We start from the raw sequence: 19,989 nt of genomic DNA, 5'->3' as shown, positions 1-19,989 counted from the left end.
TGGCAGCGCCGAACACCGCGAGATCAAGATCACATCGGGTTGCCGGCGGGCGTGCGCCCGGGGGGTGTAGGGGGCCGTCGATGTCAGCACGGGCCGTATCCCTGCTGCGCAGCGCCGACGAACTCTTGTCGGGCGCGGCGGGTACCGATACCCCCGGTGAGCGTTTCCGGCTGGCTTACCTCGCGGCACTGCGCGGTGCGGGCGCGGTGGTCGCGGCGGCGGAGTTGAAGGCGTCGAAGCAGGCCAGGCGAAGGCCTGCGACCCGAAATGCCTGGGTGATGATGATGCGCGCAGACGATACGTTCGCCGGCTGGGCGGATTTCTTCGCCGATCGGTCTGCCACCCGTGCCGCGGTCGAAGCCGGGGCGGCGCGGGCGGTCGATGCCGATGACGCGTCGATCTTCTACGACGAGGTCGGGCGTTTCCTGCACGACGTCGAGATGTATCTGTCCGACGGATCTGTCCGCTGAGAGCGGAACCGGGGCCTCGGGTGCGACGTTGGTCCCTGGCCGAACGGTGTTTTTCGCCCAGGGAGATCGAACCAACTCCCGTAGTTGGTGGTCCCGGAGGAAATGTGCTCGTATCATTGACGTAGGCGGCCGTGATGTCGGCGCCCCGCCGGATTCGTCCCACCGGGTCCGGCGGCCACCGTTTAGTGCCGGGGGAGGTACCGTGCCACTCTCCGAGCACGAGCAGCGCATGCTCGATCAGATCGAGAGCGCGCTCTACGCTGAGGATCCCAAGTTCGCCTCGACCGTTCGCGGAAAGCGAATGGGAATGGCGTCGAACAGGCGACGGCTGCAGGCCGGCGCGCTATTCGTATTGGGTTTGACATTGCTTATTGCGGGAGTTGCCCTACCGGTAAAGCCGGGTGGGTTCCCGATCATCAGCCTGCTCGGGTTTCTCGTGATGTTCGGTGCGGGAGTCCTCGTGTTGGTTGACGGGCGGCGCCGGTCCGCGTCTGGCGCTGCATCCAGCGGAGCGGATTCCGAAAAGGCTGGTAAGGCCGGTAAGGGTGCCACTCGGGATCGGAAGAAGTCTTCTGACGGCTTCACTCGCAGGATGGAGGAGCGGTTCAGGCGTCGCTTCGAGCAGGAGTGATCTGACGCGCGCGTAGCGCGCGCCAGGTGTACGGCAAGGGCGTGACCCGTGTGGGTCACGCCCTTGTTGTGTGCGTGTGTCCGTGTCCGCGGGGTCGGCCTCGACCGTGCGGATCCGAGTCCTTCGGGGTTTCGCAAGGCCACCTTTCTTCGGCGGCCCCACTTCGCCCCACGGCGGCGCCGGCACAGCTCCGGCTCGTCGCGTCTCCCCGTCCGGCCTTGCCCGATTCCGGCTGTTCCGGCACGGCCGGATGTACGTCACATACGGGTGCGAGCGCGGTTCCTGTCACGACTGCGGGCGCCGGCCACCTCCACCCGCCCCGGCTGATCAGGAATTTCAAGACCAACACGCCCACGCGACGTCCGCTAAACGGATATTCGTGGGGCGAAGTGGGGTACTGTGGGGCCCGGCGGAGGGCGAGAGTGATTCCGTCGCACGACGAAGAGTCCGTCCGGCAAGGCGGGAGGTTCCGGGTGTTCCTCGGTACCTACACGCCGAAGTTGGACGACAAAGGCCGGCTCACGCTGCCGGCGAAGTATCGAGACGAGCTGGCGGGAGGGTTGATGATCACCAAGGGGCAGGATCACAGCCTGACCGTGTATCCGCGCGAGGAGTTCGCTGCGCTTGCCGAGCGTGCGGCGGCCGCGTCCCGCAGCAACCCCAAGATGCGTGCATATCTGCGAAACCTCGCGGCGAGCACGGATGAGCAGCGTCCCGATTCGCAAGGGCGCATCACCTTGTCGACGTCACACCGGACATACGCGGGGCTCACCAAGGACTGCGTGGTGATCGGTTCCGTCAACTATCTCGAAATATGGAACGCCGAGTCGTGGGCGGCGTACCTGGCCGAGCACGAAGAGGGCTTCTCCGAGGCGAGGGACGAGGTACTTCGCGACATATTGTGACGGATCTTCAGCTCCGCGCGGCGAGTGCCGTGAGGCCTCTGCCCGGGACCGGCCCTGACGCACTTCCCCGGCGCCAGGTACGGAACGGATGCCCTGACACACTTCCCCAGTGTCAGGTCTCCGGAATCGGACAGAGACCTCCCGGCATTCGCCGTCGCCATATCCAGACCATCCGACCGACCACCAAGATCGAATGGCCCGAGCGGCCCGCATCGAATGAGCAGTATTTCGGAGGACCATATGGTGGACGGCGAGGATGACCCCGCGGCCGCCGGAAGCGACGCTTTCGGCCACGTCCCGGTACTGCTGGACCGCGCTGTGGATCTTCTCGGTCCGGCGATCGAAGCAGCCGGTCCGGGCGGGGCAGGTGCGGTATACGTCGATGCCACACTGGGTTTGGGTGGTCATTCCGAGCATTTTCTGCGCACATTTCCCGGGCTCAGGTCGGTAGGACTCGATCGCGATCCCGACGCTCTGGCCATTGCACGTGGACGCCTGGCCGAGTTCTCCGACCGCACGGACTTCGTCCACACCCGCTACGACGGCATCGCCGACGCGCTCGATCGAGTGGGGCTCGACCGGGTCGGGTCGGTGCACGCGATCCTCTTCGATCTCGGCGTGTCGTCGATGCAGCTCGACGAGGCCGACCGCGGGTTCGCGTACTCGAAGGATGCGCCGCTGGACATGCGCATGGACCCGACCACTGGAATCACGGCGGCTGACGTGCTCAATACGTACGGGCACGGTGATCTCGCCCGGATTCTCAGTACCTACGGCGAGGAGCGATTCGCAGGCAAGATCGCGTCCGAGATTCTGCGGGCGCGTGAGAAGTCGCCGTTCCAGAACAGCGGAGAACTCGTCGAACTGCTGTACCGGGCGATTCCTGCCGCGTCGCGACGCACCGGCGGACACCCCGCCAAGCGCACATTCCAGGCACTTCGCGTCGAGGTCAACGGCGAACTCGACTCGTTGCGTGCCGCTATTCCGGCGGCACTCGATTCCCTCGCGCTCGGTGGGCGGGTCGTGTTCATGTCCTATCAGTCCCTCGAAGACCGTGTCGTCAAGCAGGAGTTGACGCCACGCTCGAAATCCCGTAGCCCGGAGGGGCTTCCGGTGGAGCTACCCGGAATGGGCCCGGAGCTGCGGATCCTGACGCGGGGTGCGGAACGCGCATCCGATGACGAGATCGACAAGAACCCACGCTCGGCGCCGGTCCGGCTGCGTGCCGCAGAACGAATCGCCAGGAGGTAACCGATGACCCTGCAGGTGACATCACCGCCCCGACCTCGGCAGGCTCGATCGACTGCAGCTCAGCGTGCCTATCAGCGCCGCAATCAACGGGCAGCGCAGTCGATTTCCCCCACCGAGACCCGTGGACGTACCACCGGTGCGCGTCGCGTCGCGACGCGCATCCCATTCGTGGCCAGCATCATCGGGCTCCTCGCGGTCGGGATGATGGTCACGCTGCTCCTGACGACACGGGCTGCGGAAGACTCCTACGAACTCAGTGCTGCGCGCGCGTACAACGAGAGCCTTCTTCAGCAGCGGGCAGTGTTGCAGCGCGACGTCGAAGCGGGTCTGACGGCTCCGGTGCTCGCGCAGCACGCTGCCGACTTGGGCATGATCCCGGCGGGGCAGGCTGCCCGGCTCGTGGTGAGTGAGGATGGCTCGGTGCAGGTCGTCGGTGAACCGACGGCTGCGCAGGGTGCACCGCCGGCACCGATGAACGCACCGGATCAGCGGGGCGAGGTGCAGCCGCCGCTTGCGGGCAGCGCCGGACGTGAGAATCCCCGCCCCCTGTCGCCCTCGGGTGAGCAGCCCGAACCTCGCGACACCGTGGAGTCACCCGATGCGGTGGATCCCGAGCAGCGGGCGGCAGCAGCGGAGGCGCCCCGCGCATCGGATCCGGCGGGGCAGGCTCCCGTCGCCGAACCGGAGCCGGGTGTCGCTGTCGGTCCGGCACCCGAGGTCGCTGCGGAACATCCTCAGGGCGGCGCCACGCCACAGCCCGAGAATGACGCGGTTCCTCCCGTCGACGCGGAACAATCGATGCCTGTGAGTGAACTGCCTCAGGCCGAGGCTCCCCGGATGGGGGAGCCGGTGGGATCGGAGGACGGACAGCGGTGAGGACAGGTCCCACTCCTCGCCGCGCGGCTCGCCCGCGCGGGAATGCGCCCAGGCGTCGACCCGCGCCGAAGGGTGCAGGATGGCGTCCGAGCCGTCGCCGGACCGACACCACGTCATTCCAGTTCCGGAACAAGCTCGGTCTCTGGGCAGTCCTCGCGATTCTCGGGCTCGCCGCCGCGCAATTGCTGTCGATCCAGCTGTTCCAGGCGCCGACGTTGTCCGCGGAAGCTGCAAGCCAGCGCACGACCCGGCTCGTCGAACCGGCGACGCGCGGAACGATCAGCGATCGGAACGGCAACCCCCTCGCTTACACGATGGAGGCGAAGGCGATCACGTTCCAGCCCGTCCGCGTGCGGAACGAACTGAGTGAGGCCCGGGCGAAGGATCCGTCGCAGCCCGAGGTGTCCGAGTATCTCGAAGGGGTGGCCGACGCCCTGCACGAGGCACTCGGTGCTGCCGCACCCAAGAAGGACGTGCTCGGGAAACTGGAGAGCGACGAGACGTTCGTCTACCTCGCTCGCGGGGTGGATCCGGGTGTGGCGGCGGATATCGTCGACGAATACAGCATGGTGGGTCTCGAACGCCAGGACATCCGCCTGTACCCCGGTGGGTCGCTCGCGGCAAACATCGTGGGCGCGACCGGGTGGGACGGGTACGGGCTGATAGGACTCGAGGCCTCCATGGACTCGGTCCTCGCCGGTACCGATGGATCATCCACCTACGACCGAGGGTCGGACGGTGTGGTGATTCCGGGAAGCTGGCGCGACCAGCACCCCGCAGTAGACGGTTCGTCCGTGGAGCTCACCATCGACAACGACATCCAGTACCACGTGCAGCAGCAGGTGCAGCGAGCGAAAGACCTGTCCGGCGCCGACAATGCGTCGGCCGTGGTGCTCGATGTCCACACCGGACAGGTTCTCGCGATGTCCAACGACAGTACGTTCGACCCGTCTATCGGCGTCGCCAACAATCCGGCTTCCGCAGAGCAAGGAAATCCGGCGGTTGCGTCGCCGTTCGAACCCGGCTCGGTGAACAAGATCATCACGGCCGCGGCAGCCATCGAAGACGGCGTCACCACACCGGACGAGATCCTGCAGGTGCCCGGCAGCATCGACATGTCCGGTATCACGGTCAAGGATGCGTGGGACCACGGCGTTGCGCCCTACACCACCACCGGCATCTTCGGGAAGTCGTCCAATGTGGGCACCCTGATGCTTGCGCAACGCGTCGGTGAGAGTCGATTCGCCGACATGCTGGAGTTGTTCGGCCTCGGCCAGCGCACCGAAGTAGGGCTTCCAGGCGAGTCGCCAGGATTGGTACCCAGCCGCGAGCAGTGGTCGGGAGGTACATTCGCGAACCTTCCGATCGGTCAGGGTCTGTCGATGACGCTGCTGCAGATGACCGGGATCTATCAGGCGATCGCCAACGACGGCGAGCGCATCCCGCCCCGCATCGTCAGCGCGACCATCGGTCCCGACGGAACCCGCACCGAAACGGAATCGCCCGAGCCGATCCGGGTGGTCAGTCCGCAGACGGCAGCCACGGTGCGCGACATGTTCCGGTCGGTCGTCCAATCCGACACGGGAAATCAACAGGGGACGGGAGCGCAGGCTGCGATCGAGGGATACCAGATCGCGGGAAAGACCGGCACCGCCCAGCAGATCGACCCCAATTGCGGGTGCTACTCGAATTCGGACTACTGGATCACCTTTGCGGGCATCGCACCGGCGGACGATCCGAAGTACGTGATCGGGATCATGCTCGATGCACCCACGCGTAGCTCCGACGGCACCGGTGGCCAATCCGCAGCCCCGTTGTTCCGGGATATCGCGTCGTGGCTGCTGCAGCGCGCCGCAGTGCCGCTGTCCCCGGACCCGGGTGGCAAGCTGATTCTCCAGGCCGATTGACTCGATATGTCCGGACGCCTGCCCCTCATGCCCGAGAGCCCGGACAGGTGTCAGTGCAGCCTCACCTTCTGGGTAACCTGACACGTCGGTAACGTGACACTGCGGTGTCCGGTGCCGACCGAGACCAGCAGTACCGACCGAGAACAGCAGCGGGATGCCGCAAGAGAGGAACTTGTACCTGTGCCATCGAGTCCGGATCCGTCTCCTCCCGAGGAGGGGCGCCGACCCGAGCATCCGCCGAGGACCCCACTCCGGGATCTGGCTGCTTCCATCGGTGCCGATCTCGTTTCGGTGGGGCCCGCTGGGCCTTCTGCTACTGCGGTGTCCTCTGGTACTGCGGTGTCCTCTGGTACTGCGGTGTCCTCTGGTACCGCTGAGGACGACAAGGTCGTCACCGGGATCGACCTGAGCGCCCAGCGAATCCGGCCCGGCGACCTCTTCGCTGCGTTGCCGGGTGCTCGTGCGCACGGGGCAACCTTCACCGGCACCGCGCTCGAGCGCGGTGCCGTAGCCGTCCTCACCGACGCGGCGGGGGTCGAGGCCATCACCGCCTCAGGATTCGGTCCGGTACAGGTGCTGCGGCACCCGGACCCCCGCTCGGTGCTGGGCGCCGCGTCGGCCACCATATACGGACACCCGTCCGAACGGATGCAAGTCATCGGCATCACCGGAACGTCGGGTAAGACCACGACCTCGTACCTCGTCGAAGCGGGTTTGAATGCCGCAGGCCGGGTCACCGGCCTCGTGGGCACGGTCGAGACGCGGATCGCAGGCCAGCGCGTGCCCAGCGCACTGACCACCCCCGAGGCCCCCCAACTTCACGCACTGTTCGCGGCCATGCTCGAACACGGAGTCGACACGGTGGTGATGGAGGTATCGAGCCACGCACTTGCTCTCGGCCGCGTCGCCGCGACCGAATTTGCTGTCGGCGGGTTCACGAATCTGTCACAGGATCACCTCGACTTCCACAAGGATTTCGACGACTACTTTGCTGCGAAAGCCCGCCTGTTCGCGCCCGATTCGCCCGTTCGCGCCCGCCGAGCCGTCGTGTGCGTCGACGACGCCTGGGGCACACGCATGGCCGCGATCGCGCGGTCTGCCGATGTCGACGATCCGGCCGGTGTACGGACGGTGGCGACCGACGGCGCTCGGGCCGCGGACTGGTCGGTGACCGATGCCGCATCCGACCCCGACGGCACCCAAAGATTCAGGTTGACCGGACCAGACGGGGTGGCGCGCCGAATCGGCGTGCGGTTGCCCGGACGATACAACGTCGCCAACGCAGCGCTCGCAGTGGCACTCTGCTCCGCGGTCGGCATCGACGTCGATGTCGCGGCGCGCGGGATCGCGACCGTCGACGTCCCGGGGCGTGTCGAGCGCATCGACCGCGGACAGAACTTCCTCGCAGTCGTCGACTACGCGCACAAGCCCGCCGCGCTCGAGGCCGTCATCTCCACTCTTCGACGGAGCACGTCCGGACGCATCGCCGTCGTCGTCGGCGCGGGCGGTGATCGTGACCGCGGGAAACGTCCGCTCATGGGGTCGGTCGCCGCTTCGGCGGAGCTCCTCGTCGTCACCGACGACAACCCTCGGACCGAAGACCCCGCATCGATTCGGGCTGCCGTGCTCGAGGGTGCCCGAGCACTCCCGCAGGACCGGCGGGGCGAGATCCGGGAGATCGGTGATCGGGCAGCGGCAATAGAGGCGGCGGTCGCGTGGGCGTGCCCCGGCGACGTCGTGCTCGTCGCGGGAAAGGGCCACGAGCGTGGCCAGGAGATCGACGGAGTCAAGCATCCGTTCGACGATCGCGAGGTACTCGCGGCGGCAGTCGAACGGCACCAGCACAGCGGAGGCACGGAATGATCCCGATGACACTGGCCCGGATCGCGGAGGTAGTCGGGGGAACCTTGCACGACGTCGACGTCGACGACGCGACCGTCGAGGTCACCGGCACAGTCGAATTCGACTCGCGCCGGATCGTCCGAGGTGGACTGTTCCTGGCGCTGCCCGGCGCGAAGACCGACGGCCACGATCACGCCGCGGACGCGATCGCCTCGGGGGCGGTGGCCGTCCTCGCGGCGCGCCCCGTCGGGGTGCCCGCCATCGTCGTCCCGCCCGTGGCCGAGGCCTCGACCAACGCCTTGACGCTCGAACACGACGCGGACGGATCCGGAGCGGCGGTACTGACCGGCCTCGCGAAACTCGCCCGGACAGTCGTCGACGAACTCGTCGCCGGAGGGCTGACCGTCATCGGGGTGACCGGGTCGTCCGGGAAGACGTCCACGAAAGACCTCATCGCGGCGGTGCTCGCGCCGCTCGGACCCGTTGTGGCGCCACCGGGTTCCTTCAACAACGAACTCGGCCACCCCTGGACTGCGCTGCGCGCCACCGGAGACACCCGGTTTCTCGTCCTCGAGATGTCGGCGCGTGGCCCCGGCCACATCGCCGCGCTCGCTCAGATCGCACCACCGCGGATCGGTGCAGTCCTCAATGTCGGCACGGCCCACCTCGGTGAGTTCGGTTCGCAGGACGTGATCGCCCAGACCAAGGGTGAACTCGTCGAAGCCCTCCCACCCGCAGCGGACGGTGGTGTCGCGATCCTCAATGCCGACGACACGCTCGTGGCACGCATGGCAGAACGTACCCGCGCGCGGGTGGTCACCGTGGGGAGCGCCGGTACGGCCGAGGTCACGGCCACCGACATCACCCTCGACGGTGATGCCCGACCGACGTTCACCGCCGTGATCACCGACCGCGACACCGGAACCGTGCAGCGTATGCCCGTCACCCTCGCCGTGCACGGAGAGCACCAGGTCGGAAACGCACTCACAGCGATCGCGATCGCACTCGAATGCGGTGCCACGACAGCGCAGGCCGGCGCGGCCCTGTCCGGCGCAGTTCCGGTCTCGGCGCACCGGATGGCAGTGACCACCCGTGCTGACGGAGTGACGGTCATCGACGATGCGTACAACGCGAACCCGGATTCGATGCGCGCCGCGCTCAAGGCACTCGCAACGGTGGCCCGCAGCGGGCCGACCCGGCGTCGGACCTTCGCCGTTCTCGGTGAGATGGCGGAGCTGGGCGACGATTCCATCGTCGAACACGACGCGATCGGCCGGTTCGCTGTGCGCCTCGACATCACCCGCATCATCGCGGTCGGTGCGACCCGACCGGTCCGGAGTCTGTTTCAGGGTGCCGTGATGGAAGGATCCTGGGGCGAGGAAGCGAGCCACGTGCCCGATGCCGCCGCCGCGGTCGCGCTCGTGCGTGACGAGGTCGGCCCCGGCGACATCGTGTTGGTGAAAGCTTCGCAGGCGGTTGGCCTGTGGTCGGTCGCGGAGGCATTGCTCGGGGATGGCAACGCTGTTCTGGAAACGGAGGCTGCACGGTGAGACAGATCCTATTCGCCGCGGGTATCGCACTCGCGGTGTCGATTCTGCTCACGCCCGTGTTGATCAAAGCGTTCTCCCGGCAGGGCTTCGGCCAGGAGATCCGGGTGGAGGGTCCGCAGAGCCACCAATCGAAGCGCGGGACGCCCACGATGGGTGGTGTCGCGATTCTCGCGGGGCTCTGGGCCGGCTATTTCGGTTCGCATCTGATCGGTCTCGGCTACGAGGGTGCCGAGGGCCCGAGTGCATCCGGTCTGCTGGTCCTCGGCCTGACCACCGCGCTCGGCGGAGTCGGATTCCTCGACGACTTCATCAAGATCCGCAAGCAGCGCAATCTCGGTCTGAACAAGACCGCGAAGCTCGTCGGGCAGCTGGTCGTTGCGGTGGTGTTCGGGATCTTGGCACTGCAGTTCCGCAATGCCGACGGATTGTCCCCGGCGAGCACCGACCTGTCCTATGTGCGCGACATCGCCACGGTATCGATGGGGTCGATCGTCTTCATTCTCTTCGTCTACCTGCTCGTGGCGGCGTGGTCGAACGCGGTGAACCTCACGGACGGACTCGACGGGCTCGCGGCGGGTGCGATGGCGCTCGTACTCGGCGCGTACGTGATCATCACCTTCTGGCAGTACCGGAACGCGTGTGCGGTCGAGCCCACCGCAGGATGCTACGACGTGCGCGACCCGCTCGACTTGGCACTTCTGTGCGCTGCAGGCGGTGCGGCCTGCCTCGGCTTCCTGTGGTGGAACGCGGCCCCCGCAAAGATCTTCATGGGCGACACCGGTTCGCTCGCCCTCGGCGGGATGCTCGCCGGCCTGTCGGTCACCACCCGCACGGAATTGCTCATGGTCGTCATCGGCGCGCTGTTCGTCGCCGAGGCAGCCTCGGTACTGATCCAGATCGCAGTCTTCCGCTCCAGCAGACGCCGAGTGTTCCGGATGGCGCCGTTCCACCACCACTTCGAGCTCGGAGGATGGGCCGAAACCACGGTGATCATCAGATTCTGGTTGATTGCCGGAATAGCCTCGGCCATGGGCCTCGCCCTGTTCTACAGCGAGTACCTCGCGGCGATCGGAGACTGACATCGTGACGGAAGAACTGGAGTGGCTGCGGGGAGCGCGGGTTCTCGTCGCCGGCGCCGGCGTCTCGGGCAGGGCCACCATCAGGCCACTGCTGGATCTGGGGGCGCGTGTCACCGTCACCGACCGCAGTCCCGACGCGCTGGCGCAGTGCGCTCAACTCGGCGCCGACACCATCGAACTCGGCGCGTTGCTCGACAACGGTTCGGCGCTGCGTGAGTACGCTCTCGTCGTCGCCAGCCCCGGATTTCCCCCCGACGCGCCGCTGCTCTCTCGTGCCGCTGGTGCCGCGGTCCCCATCTGGGGCGACATCGAACTGTCGTGGCGCATCGATCAGGCCGAACTCTACGGCCCGCCCCGGCGGTGGCTCGTCGTGACCGGCACGAACGGCAAGACCACCACGACGATGATGTTGCACGCGATCCTCGAATCGGCAGGCATCTCCTCCGTGGCGTGCGGCAACATCGGCCTGGCCGTACTGGACGCGTTGCGGCGCGCCGACCGCCGGGCCGACGTCCTCGCCGTCGAACTGTCGTCGTTCCAACTCCACTGGGCACCCTCCGTTCGACCCGCGGCCGGCGTCATCCTCAACATCGCCGAAGACCACCTCGACTGGCACGGCGGCATCGAGAACTACATCGACGCCAAGCTCGGCGCGCTCACCGGCGCGGTCGGAGTCCTCGGACTCGACGACCCGATTTCCGGGGGACTCCGTGAACGATCCCGGGCCGTCCTCACCGTCGGATTCACCCTCGGATACCCGGACGCGGGACAGCTCGGCATCAGCGGGGATGTGCTCGTCGACCGCGCATTTGCCGATTCCGCAGTACTCGCGTCGGTCGCCGACGTGACCCCCGCCGGCCCGGCCGGACTGTCCGACGCACTGGCCGCTGCCGCATTGGCCCGCGCGATCGACGTGCCGGAAGCGGCGGTACACGACGGACTGCGCAGACACCAGGTCGGACCGCACCGTGCCGCACCGGTGGGCACCGTCGACGGCGTCGCCTACATCGATGACTCGAAAGCCACCAACCCGCACGCGGCCCGCAGTTCCCTGCTCGCCTGCGATGCGGTCGTGTGGATCGCCGGCGGGCTACTCAAAGGGGCGCGCGTCGACGACCTGGTCGCCGACGTCGCACCGCGACTGACCGGAGCCGTTCTGTTAGGTCGCGACGCCGGGCAGATCGCCGACGCGCTGACACGACACGCGCCCGGCATCCCCGTGGTCCTGGTCGACACGCGCGACGATGGGGCAATGAGCAGTCAGGACCGTGAATCCGAGCAGGGCGGGGAATCCGAGCAGAGCGGGGAATGCGGGCAGCGCGGGGAATCCGGGCAGGATGAGGACCGGGTGCAGAGCAGTGGACCGACATCAGGGTTTCGCTCGGTGAGTGCACCCGGCGCCGACGGACCCGACGCGATGCGCATCGCGGTTCGTGAGGCTGCTGCGCTCGCATCCCCGGGACACGCCGTCCTGCTGGCACCGGCCGCCGCCTCGCTCGACATGTTCGCCGACTACGCCCAGCGCGGCCGCAGTTTTGCGGCCGCGGTCGACGAACTGCGCGGGGGCGGGACACCCCAGTGACCTCGCCGCAGGGCAGTTCACAACCGCCGTCCGCGCGCGGACGGATCGGATTGTGGATGGCGCGCCCGCTCGCGTCGTTCCACCTCGTCGTCACCATCGCCGTGCTGCTCACGGTGCTGGGGCTCGTGATGGTGCTCTCGTCGTCGAGCGTGGAAGCTGTCGCGGCAGAACTCTCGCCGTACCGGATGTTCACATCGCAGATCGTGTTCGTCTGCGTCGGCTTCCTCGCCTTCTACCTTGCCCTGCAGATCCCAGTGCGCGCGATGCGCCGGTTCGCGTTCCCGGCCTTCGTTCTGTCGGTGCTGCTGCTCGTACTCGTGCTGATACCCGGTATCGGGACCGAGTCACAGGGCACCCGTGGGTGGTTCGTCGTCGCCGGTGTGTCCCTGCAGCCGTCGGAGGTCGCGAAGCTCACGATCGCGATATGGGGTGCACACCTGCTGGCCTCGAGACGCGGTGAGAATTCCACCCTCAAAGACATGATCGTGCCGCTTGTCCCCGCGGCACTGCTGGTGACCATCCTCATCGTCCTGCAGCCCGACCTCGGAACGACCGTCTCGCTCGTCATCGTGGTGCTGGCCCTGCTGTGGTTCGCAGGTCTCCCCCTGAAAATCTTCCTCGGCATCGTCGGCACCGCCGTTGCGAGCGCCACCGTTCTCGCGTTGACCGCCGGGTACCGCTCGGCGCGCGTCCGCTCGTTCTTCAACCCGGGTGACGACCCGCAAGGTGCCGGGTACCAAGCGCGGCAGGCCCGCTTTTCGCTCGCCGACGGCGGCATCTGGGGACGAGGACTGGGTCAGAGCCGCGCGAAATGGAACTACCTGCCGAACGCCCACAACGACTTCATCTTCGCGATCATCGGCGAAGAACTCGGCTTCATCGGTGGAGTCGCCGTCATAGGCTTGTTCTCCCTCTTCGCCTACGTGGGCATGCGCATTGCCATGCGCTCGGTCGATCCGTTCCTCCGCCTGTTCACTGCCACTGCCACGGTATGGATCATCAGCCAGGCCTTCATCAATATCGGATACGTCGTCGGCCTGCTGCCCGTGACCGGTCTGCAACTACCGCTGGTGTCGGCCGGCGGCACCTCCACCGTCACCACCCTGTTCATGTTCGGCCTGATCGCGAATGCGGCACGACACGAGCCCGAAGCGGTCGCTGCACTGCACGCAGGCCACGACGGGCGCCTGGCCAGGATCATGAAGATCCGCAAACCCGAGCCCTACCGACCCGCGCGCAGTGGAACACACCGCGGGGCCCCCGGTGGAGCGGAGCCGCCGCGAGGTCGCACCGGGCCCCGGAGCGGCGGAACAGCCGTGGCGCCGCGAACACGACAGGCACCCGCCGCCACTCGACGCCGCGCAGCTGACGGCCCTCGTTCAGGCGATGCCAGGGGCGCTCGCGCGCGGGACTCCACACCGAAACGTACGAAGAACAACCGCGCGACGTCGCAGAGCACACGAAGGCGCGACGGTAATGGCAGAACCGGAGAGCGAGGAAACCGTAGGTGAGTGGGGACAAGCCAGGACTGTCTGTCGTGGTCGCAGGAGGAGGCACAGCAGGGCACATCGAGCCGGCCCTCGCGGTGGCCGACGCGATTCGCGAACTGATACCGGGCGCCGCGGTGACCGCCCTCGGAACCTCACGTGGCCTCGAGACGACTCTGGTGCCGCGCCGCGGGTACCCGCTCGAACTGATCCCCCCGGTGCCGCTGCCACGCAAACCCACACTCGACCTACTCAAACTCCCCGCCCGAGTGGTGGCGTCCGTCCGGCGCACCCGCGACGTCCTCGACCGTGCCGAAGCGGACGTCGTCGTCGGCTTCGGTGGTTACGTCGCGCTCCCCGCATACCTCGCTGCTGGTAGGGGAGTGCTGCGCCGTCGACGACGCATCCCTGTCATCGTCCACGAAGCGAACGCCAGCGCCGGTATCGCGAACAAGATCGGCGCCCGGCGGGCAGCCCGGGTCCTCGCCGCCGTTCCCGGATCCGGCATCACGAGAACGGGTGAGGCCGATATCGTGGGGATCCCGGTGCGGTCCTCGATCACGGAACTCGACCGTCCGTCGTTGCGGGCCGAGGCCCGACGCCATTTCGGGCTCCCCGATGACGTGCCGGTGCTGCTGGTGTTCGGCGGTTCCCAGGGCGCGCGCTCCCTCAACGACGCCGTGGTCGGTGCTGCGGCAAGCCTCGCCGAGGCCGGCGTCGCTGTCCTGCACGCCCACGGTCCGAAGAACACCGTCTCAGTTCCCGCTCATCCCGGTCATGCGCAGGCGCCCTATGTGGCCGTGCCGTACCTCGAACGAATGGACCTGGCCTACTCGGCAGCGGACGCGGTGGTCTGCCGCTCCGGCGCGATGACGGTGGCCGAGGTCTCCGCGGTGGGATTGCCGGCCGTGTACGTGCCTCTACCGCACGGTAACGGCGAGCAGGAACTCAATGCCCGCCCGATCGTGGCGGCAGGTGGTGGAATGATCGTGGCGGACGCCGAGCTCACGCCGGCGTTCGTGGCCGACACGGTCACGCCGTTGCTGCGTGATCCCGGTCGGGTCGCCGAGATGGGACGCAACGCGGCGGCCGCCGGGCATCGTAGTGCCGCAGCTGAAGTGGCCCGAATCGTGCTCGAGGTCGCCGGCGTGGAACCGAACAGGAGTCGAGAATGAGCGCGCAGTTGCCCGCGGAGCTTCAGCGGGTGCACATGGTGGGGATCGGCGGTGCGGGAATGTCGGGCATTGCCAGGATTCTGCTCGCTCGTGGTGGTGAGGTGTCCGGATCGGATGCCAAGGAGAGCAGGGGAGTTCTCGCACTCCGCGCGCGCGGCGCGCACGTGCGGATCGGTCATCACGCCGACGCGCTCGACCTGATCGACGGTGGACCGACCGCTGTCGTCACGACCCACGCCGCGATCCCGAAGAACAACCCCGAGCTCGTGGCTGCCCGTGAGCGGGGGATCCCCATTCTGCTGCGGCCCGCAGTGCTCGCCGCTCTGATGCACGAGTACCGCACATACTTGGTCTCAGGCACACACGGAAAGACATCGACCACATCGATGCTGGTCGTGACCCTCCAGCACTGTGGATTCGACCCGTCGTTCGCAGTGGGTGGCGAGCTCAACGAATCCGGCACGAATGCCCATCACGGCAGCGGCGACGTCTTCGTCGCGGAAGCCGACGAGAGTGACGGCTCGCTGCTGCAGTACGACCCGAACGTCGTGATCGTGACGAACGTCGAACCCGATCATCTCGATTTCTTCGGCACCCCCGAGGCATACACGAAGGTGTTCGACGACTTCATCGCCAAGATAGTGCCGGGCGGCCTGTTCATCGTCTGTCTCGACGACGGCGGTGCCGCTGCACTCGCCGAGCGTGTTGTCGCGCTCGGTCGTACCGATCTTCGGATTGCGGGGTACGGCACCGCCGACGTCATCGGGGCGGGTGAGGTCGTGCGCGGCGTCCCGGTCGGGGTGCGCTTGCTCGCGTGGGAGGCGAAGGACATCGGCGGCGTCGCCGAGTTCCATCTTGCCGGTGAAGACGTACCGCGCACGGTCCGATTGTCGGTGCCGGGTCGGCACATGGCTCTCAATGCGCTCGCTGCCCTGCTGGCAGCACTCGAGTCCGGCGCGGCCGTGGACGAGGCGATCGAAGGACTCGCAGGGTTCGGAGGGGTCCATCGGAGGTTCCAGTTCAGCGGACGTGAACAGGGTGTGCGCGTCTTCGACGATTACGCCCACCACCCCACCGAGGTGCGCGCCGTCCTCGCGGCCGCGGCGGAACTCGTGGCGGGGGAGCCCTTGCGCTATACGGAATCGGGCACCGAGCGTCCCCGGGTGATCGTCGTATTCCAGCCGCACCTGTACTCACGCACCGAAACATTCGCGACGGAATTCGGTGCAGCCCTCGACCTGGCCGACGAAGTGGTGGTCCTCGACGTCTACGGGGCTCGTGAAGAACCGATTCCCGGTGTGAGTGGGGCGTTGGTTGCGCAGGCGGTGTCGAAGTCGGTGCACTACCAACCGGACCTGTCGCTCGTACCGCGCCAGGTGGCCCGGCTGAGCCGCCCCGGCGACATCGTCATCACCATGGGTGCGGGCGACGTCACGATGCTCGGCCGCCAGATTCTCGATGCTCTGCACAGCAAGCCGGGCCGGTTCCGTTCGACGGGGGTCGGAACGGAATCGAGCGGTTCGTGACACCCGACACCACGAAGACCACCGAGCGCACGGCATCGCGCCGCGGACGTTCCGGTCGCGGCGGCCGCGCAACCGGTCGCCGCGCCAGGAAACTCGAGCGAGACGACGCGACCGGAGCGAGCAACGCAGCGCGGCGCCCTTCGGGTCGCTCGGTGCGGTTGCGTACGGTGCTCATCGGAGGGACCGCGGTGATCACCCTGCTCGCGGTGATCGTGGTGGCATGGACCTCACCGTTGTTGTCGGTGCGCTCGGTGGAGGTCACCGGCAACGACGTCATCACCCGCGAAGAAGTGCTCGCGAGCCTCGAAATCGCCGACGGGACCCCTCTTCTGCAAGTGGATACGGCCGAGGCTGCGCAACGCGTCGCGTCGGCGCTACCCCGAGCGGCGTCGGTCCGGGTGCAGCGGGTCTACCCGTCGACTGTGCGGGTGACCATCATCGAACGTGTCGCCGTGGCGTATTTCGACGGACCGGACGGCACCCACTCCGTCGATGCGGAAGGTGTGGACTTCGCGGTGGAGCCGCCGCCGCTGCTCACCCCCCGGCTCGTCACAGACTCGCCAGGCACCGGCGACCCGGCGACGGTAGCGGCGGTAGAGGTCCTCGGAATGCTGCCACCGGAACTGGCTGTGCAGGTGCACGAGGTCGCGGCAGGTTCGGACTCGGACATCTCCCTGACCCTGGTCGACGGTCGGGTGGTGATGTGGGGTGGTGTGGAACGTTCGGATCGCAAGGCCGCAGTGATCCTGCCGCTCTTGACGCAGCCCGGTCAGCAGTTCGATGTTGCCAGTCCGGACCTTCCGACGGTTCGGTGAGGTGGCCGGCGTGAAATTGGTGGCGTGTCGTCGGCGAGTCTGCTGGCACATTCGGGCTGCCGTGCCATAGCGTTTCGCTGCAGTCGGGTACTTGACATAACCTTCAAGCTATGGTTGAGGGTTGTAATGGGTACCGTGAAAAGATCGATCGAAGTGTGAACCCGAAATCCCAGGAAGGCGAGAGCCCATGACGCCCCCGCACAACTACCTCGCCGTAATAAAGGTCGTCGGTATCGGCGGTGGCGGCGTGAACGCGGTCAACCGCATGATCGAGCAGGGACTCAAGGGAGTCGAGTTCATCGCGGTCAACACCGATGCGCAGGCACTCCTGATGTCCGACGCTGACGTCAAACTCGACGTCGGACGAGAATTGACCCGCGGTCTCGGCGCCGGTGCCGACCCCGAAGTGGGCCGTAAGGCTGCCGAGGACCACAAGGACGAGATCGAGGAAGTGCTCAAGGGCGCCGACATGGTCTTCGTCACCGCCGGCGAGGGCGGTGGCACCGGTACCGGCGGAGCGCCCGTCGTGGCAAGCATCGCGCGCAAACTCGGTGCACTGACGGTCGGCGTCGTCACGCGACCCTTCTCCTTCGAAGGCAAGCGGCGTGGCGGCCAGGCCGACACCGGCATTCAGACCCTGCGTGAATCGTGCGACACCCTCATCGTGATCCCCAACGACCGGTTGCTCCAACTCGGCGACGCTGCGGTGAGCCTCATGGACGCATTCCGGTCCGCCGACGAGGTCCTCCTCAACGGTGTGCAGGGCATCACCGACCTCATCACCACCCCCGGTCTGATCAACGTCGACTTCGCCGACGTCAAGGGTGTCATGTCCGGAGCGGGTAGTGCGCTCATGGGTATCGGATCGTCGCGGGGTGAAGGGCGCGCGATCAAGGCTGCCGAAGCGGCGATCAACTCGCCACTCCTCGAAGCGTCGATGGAGGGTGCGCGCGGCGTACTGCTGTCCATCGCTGGTGGCTCCGATCTCGGGCTGTTCGAGATCAATGAAGCTGCGTCGCTGGTGCAGGAAGCCGCGCACATCGATGCGAACATCATCTTCGGCACCGTCATCGACGACTCGCTCGGCGACGAGGTGCGCGTCACGGTGATCGCTGCGGGCTTCGACGGAGGCACTCCGGCTCGTCGTCCCGTCGAAGCTGCCCCCGGCCAGCAGCAGGGCCACCAGTCGCAGCAGAACCCGCAACAGGGTTCCCGACCCGGCGCCATCGGCGCGGGTCGCGCGGGTGAGCTGGGCCGGCCCGATCGGGATGGCACCGACGAGACACCGGTCCGCGAGCCGGTTCCGGCGTCCGGCGGGCTTCCCCCGGCCGGTGGCGGCCCTGCGCGCTCCGTCGACGTCGACGACGAGGGCGACGACGACGTGGACGTGCCTATTTTCATGCGGCGTTGACGGCGCCTCACACCGGGGTACGCGCCCGCCGGGTCGTGACCACGCGAGCCGGCGGGGTCTCGGCTCCGCCCTACGACTCCTTCAACCTCGCCGACCACGTGGGGGACGATCCCGAATCCGTCGCAGCCAATCGGCAGCGGCTGGCTGAGGTCCTCGGATTGTCACCCGAACGGTTCGTGTGGATGGAGCAGATCCACAGTCGAAACGTCACCGTGGTGGACGGCCCGGTCACGGAACCGGTTCCCGCGACCGACGCGCTCGTCACCACGACGACCGGTCTCGCGCTCGTCACCCTCAGCGCCGATTGCGTGTCGGTGTTGCTCTCGGACGATGACGCCGGTGTCGTGGCCGCGGTGCACGCGGGACGGATCGGCGCGCGTCTCGGCATCGTCCCGCAGGTGCTCGACGCGATGATCGAACTCGGTGCACGCGCAGACCGGATCGGGGCCTTCCTCGGTCCTGCAGCGAGTGGGCGCCGGTACGAGGTGCCTGCTGCGATGCGCGACGATGTGGAGGCGCATCTTCCCGGCAGCGCGACACTTACCGCCAAGGGCACCGCCGGGCTGGATCTTCGCGCAGGCCTGCGTAGACAATTGATCGACCACGGCGTCGCAGCCGTGGCCGAGGACCCGCGATGCACCATCGAGGACCCGACCTTGTTCAGTCACCGCCGGGGTGCACCGACGGGAAGACTGGCCTCCGTCGTCTGGCTCGAGGAAGATCCACAGTGAACGACGCAGTGCGGCGGATCCGGCGCGATGAGCTCGCTCGCGGGCTCGAGAGTGTGCGGCGTCGATTGGACGACGCGGCACGTGCGTGCGGACGCGACCCGTCCGATGTCGGATTGTTGACCGTCACCAAGTATTTCCCGGCATCGGACGCAGTCCTGCTGTACGAGCTGGGATGCCGCGCCTTCGGAGAATCTCGGGAGCAGGAGGCGCACGTCAAGATCGAGCAGTTCCGGGCCGAGGTGCCCGACCCGACCGTGCAGTGGCACATGATCGGGCGGCTGCAACGCAACAAGGCGCGCGCGGTCGCGCGCTGGGCCCACACGGTGCATTCCGTCGACAGCGTGCGGCTCGCGGAAGCTCTCGCGACGGGGACGGCGGCGGCGCTCGCTACCGGCGCCCGGACCACGTCGCTGCGGGTGCTGCTGCAGGTCAGCCTGGACGGCGACCCGCAACGCGGCGGCGTACCGGCCGACGGTCTCGAAGCCCTTGCGGACGCGGTGGCCGAGGCCGACTGTCTGGAACTTGCAGGAATCATGGGAGTACCGCCGGTCGGTGCGGACGTCGAAGCCTCGTTCGAGGCCCTCGCCCGCTCGAGCGAGCGGTTGCGGCGGCGACACCCCGAGGCCGCCGAGCTGTCCGCCGGGATGTCGGGTGATCTCGAACATGCCGTGCGGCACGGTTCGACTTGCGTGCGTGTCGGAACAGGAGTGTTGGGTGCGCGACCGCTAGCCTGAATTCCAACCGCCGCGCG

At 67.5% G+C, this 19,989-nt stretch carries 17 protein-coding genes; all 17 read left to right on the top strand.

Annotation, left to right across the window (positions count from 1 at the left end; all coding sequences use genetic code 11):
• Nucleotides 1-80: 80 nt before the first annotated feature.
• The 17 genes from ACZI8W_RS23825 (at nucleotide 81) to ACZI8W_RS23745 (ending at nucleotide 19,972) form a co-directional block, all read left to right on the top strand.
• A complete protein-coding gene (locus ACZI8W_RS23825; RefSeq protein WP_463370994.1) occupies nucleotides 81-470 on the top strand; it encodes an SAV_6107 family HEPN domain-containing protein in 390 nt (129 codons plus the stop codon).
• A 202-nt stretch (nucleotides 471-672) separates the two neighbouring features.
• Complete coding sequence (locus ACZI8W_RS23820; protein ID WP_463370993.1) at nucleotides 673-1,101, top strand: DUF3040 domain-containing protein; 429 nt, start codon at nucleotides 673-675, stop codon at nucleotides 1,099-1,101.
• 473 nt (nucleotides 1,102-1,574) lie between these two features.
• A complete protein-coding gene (gene mraZ / locus ACZI8W_RS23815; RefSeq protein WP_463371036.1) occupies nucleotides 1,575-2,006 on the top strand; it encodes a division/cell wall cluster transcriptional repressor MraZ in 432 nt (143 codons plus the stop codon).
• A 240-nt stretch (nucleotides 2,007-2,246) separates the two neighbouring features.
• Nucleotides 2,247-3,257: a 16S rRNA (cytosine(1402)-N(4))-methyltransferase RsmH gene (rsmH, locus tag ACZI8W_RS23810; RefSeq protein ID WP_463370992.1), complete on the top strand. Its 1,011-nt coding sequence runs from the start codon at nucleotides 2,247-2,249 to the stop codon at nucleotides 3,255-3,257.
• A gap of 3 nt (nucleotides 3,258-3,260) precedes the next feature.
• Nucleotides 3,261-4,133, top strand: coding sequence for a cell division protein FtsL (ftsL, locus tag ACZI8W_RS23805; protein WP_463370991.1), 873 nt, complete (start codon nucleotides 3,261-3,263; stop codon nucleotides 4,131-4,133).
• On the top strand, nucleotides 4,130-6,040 hold the full coding sequence (locus ACZI8W_RS23800; protein ID WP_463370989.1) for a peptidoglycan D,D-transpeptidase FtsI family protein: 1,911 nt from the start codon (nucleotides 4,130-4,132) through the stop codon (nucleotides 6,038-6,040). Before ftsL ends, ACZI8W_RS23800 begins: the two co-directional genes overlap by 4 nt.
• 180 nt (nucleotides 6,041-6,220) lie before the next feature.
• The gene (locus ACZI8W_RS23795; protein ID WP_463370988.1) at nucleotides 6,221-7,903 is read left to right on the top strand and encodes a UDP-N-acetylmuramoyl-L-alanyl-D-glutamate--2,6-diaminopimelate ligase; all 1,683 of its coding nucleotides are present in this window, start codon (nucleotides 6,221-6,223) and stop codon (nucleotides 7,901-7,903) included.
• The gene (locus tag ACZI8W_RS23790; RefSeq protein ID WP_463370987.1) at nucleotides 7,900-9,432 is read left to right on the top strand and encodes a UDP-N-acetylmuramoyl-tripeptide--D-alanyl-D-alanine ligase; all 1,533 of its coding nucleotides are present in this window, start codon (nucleotides 7,900-7,902) and stop codon (nucleotides 9,430-9,432) included. The genes ACZI8W_RS23795 and ACZI8W_RS23790 overlap by 4 nt, the downstream gene beginning before the upstream one ends.
• A complete protein-coding gene (gene mraY / locus ACZI8W_RS23785) occupies nucleotides 9,429-10,511 on the top strand; it encodes a phospho-N-acetylmuramoyl-pentapeptide-transferase (RefSeq protein ID WP_463370986.1) in 1,083 nt (360 codons plus the stop codon). The genes ACZI8W_RS23790 and mraY overlap by 4 nt, the downstream gene beginning before the upstream one ends.
• 4 nt (nucleotides 10,512-10,515) lie before the next feature.
• Nucleotides 10,516-12,093 (top strand): UDP-N-acetylmuramoyl-L-alanine--D-glutamate ligase, encoded by a 1,578-nt coding sequence (gene murD, locus ACZI8W_RS23780; protein WP_463370985.1) that lies wholly within the window; start codon nucleotides 10,516-10,518, stop codon nucleotides 12,091-12,093.
• Nucleotides 12,094-12,149: 56 nt separating this feature from the next.
• Nucleotides 12,150-13,604 (top strand): putative lipid II flippase FtsW, encoded by a 1,455-nt coding sequence (ftsW, locus tag ACZI8W_RS23775; RefSeq protein WP_463371035.1) that lies wholly within the window; start codon nucleotides 12,150-12,152, stop codon nucleotides 13,602-13,604.
• A complete protein-coding gene (gene murG, locus ACZI8W_RS23770; RefSeq protein WP_463370984.1) occupies nucleotides 13,601-14,755 on the top strand; it encodes an undecaprenyldiphospho-muramoylpentapeptide beta-N-acetylglucosaminyltransferase in 1,155 nt (384 codons plus the stop codon). Before ftsW ends, murG begins: the two co-directional genes overlap by 4 nt.
• Entirely contained in the window at nucleotides 14,752-16,281 is a 1,530-nt protein-coding gene (murC, locus tag ACZI8W_RS23765) for a UDP-N-acetylmuramate--L-alanine ligase (protein WP_463370983.1), read from the top strand. Before murG ends, murC begins: the two co-directional genes overlap by 4 nt.
• Nucleotides 16,282-16,433: 152 nt before the next feature.
• The gene (locus ACZI8W_RS23760) at nucleotides 16,434-17,096 is read left to right on the top strand and encodes a cell division protein FtsQ/DivIB (RefSeq protein ID WP_463371034.1); all 663 of its coding nucleotides are present in this window, start codon (nucleotides 16,434-16,436) and stop codon (nucleotides 17,094-17,096) included.
• 187 nt (nucleotides 17,097-17,283) lie between these two features.
• Nucleotides 17,284-18,507, top strand: a complete 1,224-nt coding sequence (ftsZ, locus tag ACZI8W_RS23755) for a cell division protein FtsZ (protein WP_463370982.1) — start codon at nucleotides 17,284-17,286, stop codon at nucleotides 18,505-18,507.
• Nucleotides 18,504-19,238, top strand: a complete 735-nt coding sequence (gene pgeF / locus ACZI8W_RS23750; RefSeq protein WP_463370981.1) for a peptidoglycan editing factor PgeF — start codon at nucleotides 18,504-18,506, stop codon at nucleotides 19,236-19,238. The genes ftsZ and pgeF overlap by 4 nt, the downstream gene beginning before the upstream one ends.
• The gene (locus ACZI8W_RS23745; RefSeq protein ID WP_463370980.1) at nucleotides 19,235-19,972 is read left to right on the top strand and encodes a YggS family pyridoxal phosphate-dependent enzyme; all 738 of its coding nucleotides are present in this window, start codon (nucleotides 19,235-19,237) and stop codon (nucleotides 19,970-19,972) included. The genes pgeF and ACZI8W_RS23745 overlap by 4 nt, the downstream gene beginning before the upstream one ends.
• Nucleotides 19,973-19,989 lie beyond the last annotated feature (17 nt).

This window comes from Rhodococcus ruitaii, assembly GCF_055230935.1.
This window is presented reverse-complemented; position numbering and strand designations above follow the sequence as displayed.